6 protein-coding genes and 1 tRNA gene are annotated in these 6551 nt (G+C 67.3%); 4 read left to right on the forward strand and 3 right to left on the reverse strand.

Annotated features, from left to right (window positions below; genetic code table 11):
- Positions 1-2: 2 nt before the first annotated feature.
- The 4 genes from hscA to AC07XP_RS26710 all read left to right on the forward strand — a co-directional run bounded on the left by hscA (position 3) and on the right by AC07XP_RS26710 (position 3074).
- Positions 3-1865 carry a Fe-S protein assembly chaperone HscA gene (gene hscA / locus AC07XP_RS26695; RefSeq protein WP_495266373.1) on the forward strand — a complete coding sequence of 621 codons (1863 nt, stop codon included), beginning with the start codon at positions 3-5 and terminating at the stop codon, positions 1863-1865.
- A gap of 13 nt (positions 1866-1878) precedes the next feature.
- Entirely contained in the window at positions 1879-2217 is a 339-nt protein-coding gene (gene fdx / locus AC07XP_RS26700; RefSeq protein WP_070061051.1) for an ISC system 2Fe-2S type ferredoxin, read from the forward strand.
- Positions 2217-2924 (forward strand): DNA polymerase III subunit epsilon, encoded by a 708-nt coding sequence (gene dnaQ / locus AC07XP_RS26705; RefSeq protein WP_495259842.1) that lies wholly within the window; start codon positions 2217-2219, stop codon positions 2922-2924. Before fdx ends, dnaQ begins: the two co-directional genes overlap by 1 nt.
- 75 nt (positions 2925-2999) lie before the next feature.
- Positions 3000-3074, forward strand: a tRNA-Val gene (locus AC07XP_RS26710).
- A 120-nt stretch (positions 3075-3194) separates the two neighbouring features.
- Here the strand turns inward: AC07XP_RS26710 and gmd are convergent.
- The 3 genes from gmd to AC07XP_RS26725 all read right to left on the reverse strand — a co-directional run.
- The gene (gene gmd, locus AC07XP_RS26715; RefSeq protein WP_495266374.1) at positions 3195-4232 is read right to left on the reverse strand and encodes a GDP-mannose 4,6-dehydratase; all 1038 of its coding nucleotides are present in this window, start codon (positions 4230-4232) and stop codon (positions 3195-3197) included.
- 35 nt (positions 4233-4267) lie between these two features.
- Positions 4268-5755, reverse strand: a complete 1488-nt coding sequence (locus AC07XP_RS26720) for a mannose-1-phosphate guanylyltransferase/mannose-6-phosphate isomerase (protein ID WP_495266375.1) — start codon at positions 5753-5755, stop codon at positions 4268-4270.
- 60 nt (positions 5756-5815) lie between these two features.
- Positions 5816-6551, reverse strand: a 736-nt coding sequence (locus AC07XP_RS26725; RefSeq protein WP_495266376.1) for a LuxR C-terminal-related transcriptional regulator, incomplete at its 5' end; no start/stop codon positions are given.

The following is a 6551-nucleotide window of genomic DNA, read 5'->3' on the forward strand; positions in this document are numbered from 1 at the left end:
TTATGGCTCTTCTTCAGATTTCCGAACCCGGCCAGGCGCCTGACCCGCACCAGCGCCGCATCGCCGTGGGCATCGACTTGGGCACCACGCATTCGCTGGTGGCCTCGGTGCGCAACGGCGTGGCCGAATGCCTGCCCGACGACCAGGGCCGCGTGCTGCTGCCCTCGGCCGTGCGCTACCTGGACGGCGATCGCCGCCAGATCGGCTTCGACGCCGTGGCCGCGCGCGCGCAGGACCCCGCCAACACCATCACCTCGGTCAAGCGGCTCATGGGCCGCGGCCTGGCCGACATTGCGAACCGCGACGCCATGTCGTACCGCATCGGCGGCGACGACGGCGGCATGGTCAAGGTGCAGACCTCGGCCGGCGAGAAGTCGCCCGTCGAGATCAGCGCCGAGATCCTGGCCACGCTGCGCTACCGCGCCGAAGACACCTTCGACGACGAGCTCTACGGCGCCGTCATCACCGTGCCGGCCTACTTCGACGAAGGCCAGCGCCAGGCGACCAAGGACGCGGCGCAGCTCGCGGGCCTGAACGTGCTGCGTCTCATCAGCGAGCCGACCGCCGCAGCCATCGCCTACGGCCTGGACAACGCGAGCGAAGGCGTCTATGCGGTCTATGACCTGGGCGGCGGCACCTTCGACATCTCGATCCTGCGGCTCACGCAAGGCGTGTTCGAAGTGATCGCCACGGGTGGCGACTCGGCCCTCGGCGGCGACGACTACGACCACGCGATCGCCGACTTCGTGCTCGCGCAGACCGGCCGTCAGGCCGGCAGCGACAACGACCGCGCCGCACTGCTCGTGGCCGCGCGCGCCGCCAAGGAAGCGCTGACCGATGCCGAGTCGACCCTCTTCAGCGCCGCGCTGGCGGGCGGCAATGCCGAGTTCACGCTGACGCGCGCGCAGTTCTTCGCCGCCACGCAGGCGCTCACCGACCGCACCCTCGCGGCCGTGCGCAAGGCACTGCGCGACGCGAAGCTCAAGCCCGAAGAGTTGCAGGGCATCGTGCTCGTCGGCGGCTCCACGCGCATGCCGCAGATCCGCAGCGCAGTGGCTGCGTATTTCGGCCGCGAGCCGCTGATCAACCTGAACCCCGACGAGGTCGTGGCGCTCGGCGCCGCGATCCAGGCCAACCAGCTGGCCGGCAACAACGGCGCGGGCGAGCTGCTGCTGCTCGACGTGATCCCGCTGTCGCTCGGCATCGAGACCATGGGCGGCCTGGTCGAGCGCATCGTGCCGCGCAACCAGACCATCCCGACCGCGATGGCGCAGGACTTCACGACCTACCAGGACGGCCAGACCGCGCTGGCGCTGCACGTGGTGCAGGGCGAGCGCGACCTCGTGTCCGACTGCCGCAGCCTCGCGCGCTTCACGCTGCGCGGCATCCCGCCGATGGCGGCCGGCGCGGCGCGCATCCGCGTGACCTTCACCGTCGACGCCGACGGCCTGCTGAGCGTGAGCGCCAAGGAGCAGGGCAGCGGCGTCGAGGCCAGCGTGGCGGTCAAGCCCTCGTACGGCCTGTCGGACGACCAGATCGCGACCATGCTGCAGGAAAGCTTCTCCACCGCCCAGCAGGACATGCAGACCCGCGCGCTGGTGGAATCGCGCGTCGATGCCGACCGCATGCTGCTGGCCACGCAGAGCGCGCTCGATGCCGACGGCGATCTGCTGAGCGCCGAAGAGCGCGCCGCCATCGACGCCTCGATGGCGCAGCTGCGCGACGTTGCCAAGAGCAGCAACGAAGCCGCCGCGATCGAAGCCGCCACGAAGGCGCTGGCCAACGACACCGAAGCCTTCGCCGCCCAGCGCATGAACGCGGGCATTGCACGCGCGCTCGCGGGCCGCAAGGTCGAATCCCTGTAGACAGAACAATTTCATGCCCACGATCAAGATCTACCCGCATCCCGAGTACTGCCCGCAAGGCGCCGAGATCACCGCGCCCGCCGGCACCTCGATCTGCGAGGCGCTGCTCGACCACGACATCAACATCGAGCACGCCTGCGAGATGAGCTGCGCCTGCACCACCTGCCACGTGATCGTGCGCGCGGGCTTCGACTCGCTGAACGAAGCGGAAGAGGGCGAAGAAGATTTGCTCGACCGCGCCTGGGGCCTGGAGCCGCAATCGCGCCTGAGTTGCCAGTCGATCCTGGCGCAGGAGAATGTGACGATCGAGATTCCGAAGTACTCGATCAACCACGCCAAGGAAAACCACTGATGTCGCGCCAGATCGTTCTCGATACCGAAACCACCGGGCTCTCTGCGGAGAACGGCGACCGCATCATCGAGCTGGGCTGCGTGGAGCTGTTCGCGCGCAAGCTCACCGGCAACGACCTGCACATCTACTTCAACCCGGAGCGCGAGAGCCACGAGGACGCGCTCAAGGTCCACGGCCTGACCACCGACTTCCTGCGCGACAAGCCGAAGTTCGCCACGCTGGGCAAGGACATCATCGAGTACCTGCGCGACGCCGAGCTGATCATTCACAACGCGGCCTTCGACGTCGGCTTTCTCAACAAGGAATTCGAGCGCGCCGGCCTGCCGCCGCTCAAGACCTTCGTGAGCGAAGTGACCGACACGCTGGCCATGGCCAAGCTGGTCTACCCGGGCAAGCGCAATTCGCTCGACGCGCTGTGCGACCGCTTCGGTGTCGACCGCTCGAACCGCACCTTCCACGGCGCCAAGCTCGACGCGCAGCTGCTCGCCGACGTCTACATCAACCTCACGCGCGGGCAGGACGCGCTGCTGATCGACGTGGCCTCGAACGAGCCCGCGCAGGGCACCACGATCGTAGCCATCGACCTGAGCCAGTTCGAGCTGCCGGTGATCGCGGCGGCCGAGCATGAACTCAGCGCGCACGAGGCCGTGTTGTCGCAACTCGACAAATCCAGCGGCGGAAAAACTTTATTTCGCCAAAACGGCTGAAAAGCTATGGCATAATCTGAGGCTTCGCACAACGCGATACGTGTTCAAGACACTGAACTCAAAAGCAGTGTCTCAGGGCGGTTAGCTCAGGGGTAGAGCACAGCATTCACACTGCTGGGGTCGGAGGTTCGAAGCCTCCACCGCCCACCATTTCAGACCTACGACAGACGGCACCATCAGGTGCCGTTTTCGTTTCAGGCGGCACCTTCGGGTGCCGTTTTTGTTGGTCCCGCGCAAATCCCGATGCCATTCAGGACGGGTCTGCCGCGCTCAGAAGGAGCGGCCCTCGCGGTTGCGCCGCAGGTCGGCCTCCACCATCATCGCGCACAGCTCTTCCAGCGTCGTGCGGGGCTCCCAGCCCAGCGTCTTCCTGGCATGCGACGCATCGCCGATGAGCAGTTCCACTTCCGCGGGCCGATAGAACTTCGGGTCGATTCTCACGAGGACCTTGCCGCTCTCGCGGTCGATGGCGACCTCTTCCTGCGCCGCCCCTTCGAACCGGAGCTCATAGCCCGCGGCCCTGAACGCCATGTCGACGAAATCCCGCACGGTTTCCGTGCGGTTGGTGGCGAGCACATAGTTGTCCGGCTTGTCGGCCTGCAGCATGCGCCACATGCCATCGACGTATTCCTTCGCATAGCCCCAGTCGCGCTTGGCATCCATGTTGCCCAGCGTGAGCACATCGAGCTTGCCGAGCCTGATCTTGGCCGCCGCGTCGGTGACCTTGCGCGTCACGAATTCGCGGCCGCGCAACGGGCTCTCGTGGTTGAAGAGGATGCCGCAGCAAGCGAAGAGCCCGTAGCTCTCGCGGTAGTTCATCGTCATCCAGTGGGCGAAGAGCTTGGAGACGCCGTACGGGCTGCGGGGATAGAAGGGCGTGTCTTCCTTCTGCGGAATGGCCTGGACGTTGCCGAACATCTCCGACGTCGAGGCCTGGTAGTACCTGATGCCGCGGTCCGTCAGGCGGATCGCGTCGAGCAGGTGGAGGGTGCCCAGCCCGTTGATGTTCGTGGTGGCTTCGGGCTGGTTGAAGCTCGCGCCCACGTAGCTCTGTGCTGCCAGGTTGTAGACCTCGTCGGGCTGCGCATCGCGAATGAGCGTGATCGAACTGCCCAGGTCCGTCAGGTCGTACTCCACGAGATGAAGCTCTGGATGGTCCTGGATGCCGAGCGACTCGATGCGCCAGAAGTTCACCGAACTGGTTCGGCGGAAGGTTCCGTAGACGGTGTAGCCCTTGCTCAGCAGCAGCTCGGCCAGGTACGCCCCGTCCTGTCCGGTAATGCCAGTGACGACAGCACGTTTTTTCATGGCTTCAATGAGGTGAGAGAAAGGGAAGGGACGGGTCAGGCCGGCGCATCGACGCCACGTTCAGCCGTGGGCTGCAGGGCCGCTTGCAACGCGAGCGCCTCGCGCTTCTCGGCCGCGGGGCAGCGGCCGTAGGTGTCGTCGAAGCGCACGATGTCGTCTTCGCCGAGGTAGCTGCCGGTCTGCACCTCGATCACTTCCAGCATCGTCTTGCCTGGGTTTTCCAGCCGGTGGATGGTGCCCGAGGGCAGGTAGATCGACTCGTTCTCCCGCACCAGCAGCACTTCGCCGCCGCGCGTGGCCTTGGCCGTGCCCTTGACGACGATCCAGTGCTCGGCGCGGTGGTGGTGCATCTGCAGCGACAGCTTGCCGCCGGGCTTGACGGTCAGGTGCTTCACCTGGAAGCGCTCGCCGGTGTCGATGCTGTCGTAGGCGCCCCAGGGCCGCACCACGCGGCGATGCTCGGTGGCTTCGACCGTGCCTTCGCGCGCCAGCATGCGCACCACCTCGGCCACCTGTTCGGCGCAGTCCGCGCCCGCGACCAGCACCGCGTCCGGCGTGTCCACGATGATCAGGTCCTCGGTGCCGAGCGCCACCACGGGCCGGTGCGGCGCATGCACGAAGGTGTTGCGCGAGTTCAGCACGCTGCCCGCGCCGCTCACGCGGTTGCCCGCCTCGTCGGCCGGGTGCAGCTGGGCCACGGCGTTCCAGCTGCCCACGTCGCTCCAGGCACCCTCGAAGCGCACCACCGCGACGTCGGCGTGCTTTTCGAGCACCGCGTAGTCGATGCTGTCGCTGCGGCAGCCTTCGAAGGCCTCGCGGTCCAGGCGCACGAAGCTGCCGTCGACTGACACCGCGGCGGTCGCGCGTTCGCAGGTGGCGAGGATGTCGGGCGCATGCGTGCGCAGGGCCGCGACCAGCGTGCGCGCCTGGACCAGGAAGATGCCCGCGTTCCAGCAGTAGTTGCCCTGCAGGATCAGCGTTTGCGCCACCGCCGCCGTCGGCTTCTCGACGAAGCGCGCCACCGCGTGGCTGGGGCCATGGCCCGTGGCCCCGGCCGCCTCGATGTACCCGTAGGCCGTGCTCGGAAAGCTGGGCGCGATGCCGAAGGTGACGATCTTGCCCGCCAGGGCTGCTTCGACGCCGCTGCGCATCGTGGCCTCGAACAGCGCCACGTCGGGAATGTGGTGGTCCGCGGGCGCAAAGAGCAGCAGGTCGTCGGGCTCGGCCAGCAGCGCTGCCGCGGCCATCGCGGCGGCCGTGTTGCGGGGCACGGGCTCGAGGATCTGGCGGCCCTGCGCGTGCGCGTTCTCGATCGTCTCGCGCACCAGGAAGCGATGCTCTTCCGACGCGACGCAGGTGATCGTCCGGTTCAGCGTCGCGAGCCGTTCGAGCGTGAGGTGCAGCAGGCTCTTGTTGCCCACGATCGGTGCGAACTGCTTGGGAAAGGCCTTGCGCGACAGCGGCCACAACCGCGTGCCGCTGCCGCCGCACAGGACCACGGGATGAATGGTGGGGGTGTTCATGGTGACCAGCCTTTGTGTGTGCAGTGGGTGATGAACCGGATCGCTTCGAGGGCGTGCCGCTCAGATCAGGCCCGTGTGAACGGCGAGGTTCACCGCCTGGGCGCGCGAATGCACATGCAGCTTCTTGTAGATGCTCTTGATGTGCACGTTGACCGTCTGGCCGGTGATGCCGAGCTTGGCGCCGATCTCCGCCGAGACGTAGCCCGACGCCACGTGGCGAAGGACCTGGCTTTCGCGCGGTGTCAGCGTCGTGTCGCGCGGCGGCGATGCATCGTCGGCGGGCTGCGGCTCGCGGGGCTGGTGGTTCAGGCGGTGCAGCAGGCGCCGCGCGAGCCGCGGCGTGATGACGGCGCCGCCGTTCACCACGTGCAGCACCGCGTCGGCAAAGCTCTGCAGCCAGGCGTTCTTCAGCAGATAGCCCGTGGCGCCCAGCTCGAAGGCGCGCAGCACGTGGGCATCGTCCTCGAGCGCGGAGATCACGATGATCTCGCCGTTGCCATGGTGGCGGCGCGCCTCGGCGATCAGCTCGAAGCCCATGCCGTCGCTGAGCCGCAGGTCGACCATCAGCACATCGAACGCATGCGTGGCCAAGAGCTTGCGCCCCTCGCGGATGCTGTCGGCCTGGCCTTCGAGCTGGATGCGCAGGTCCGACAGCAACTCCTGCGCGATCACCCGGCGCATGTACTCGTCGTCGTCGATGAGCAGCACGCGCACCGGCGATTTTTCCTGGCCCGTCATGAAGTCCGGCCACAGCCTCGCGGCGGGCGCGCACACGGGGGCGGACGGGCCCGGGCGG

The organism is Variovorax sp. GW531-E2, from assembly GCF_059423125.1.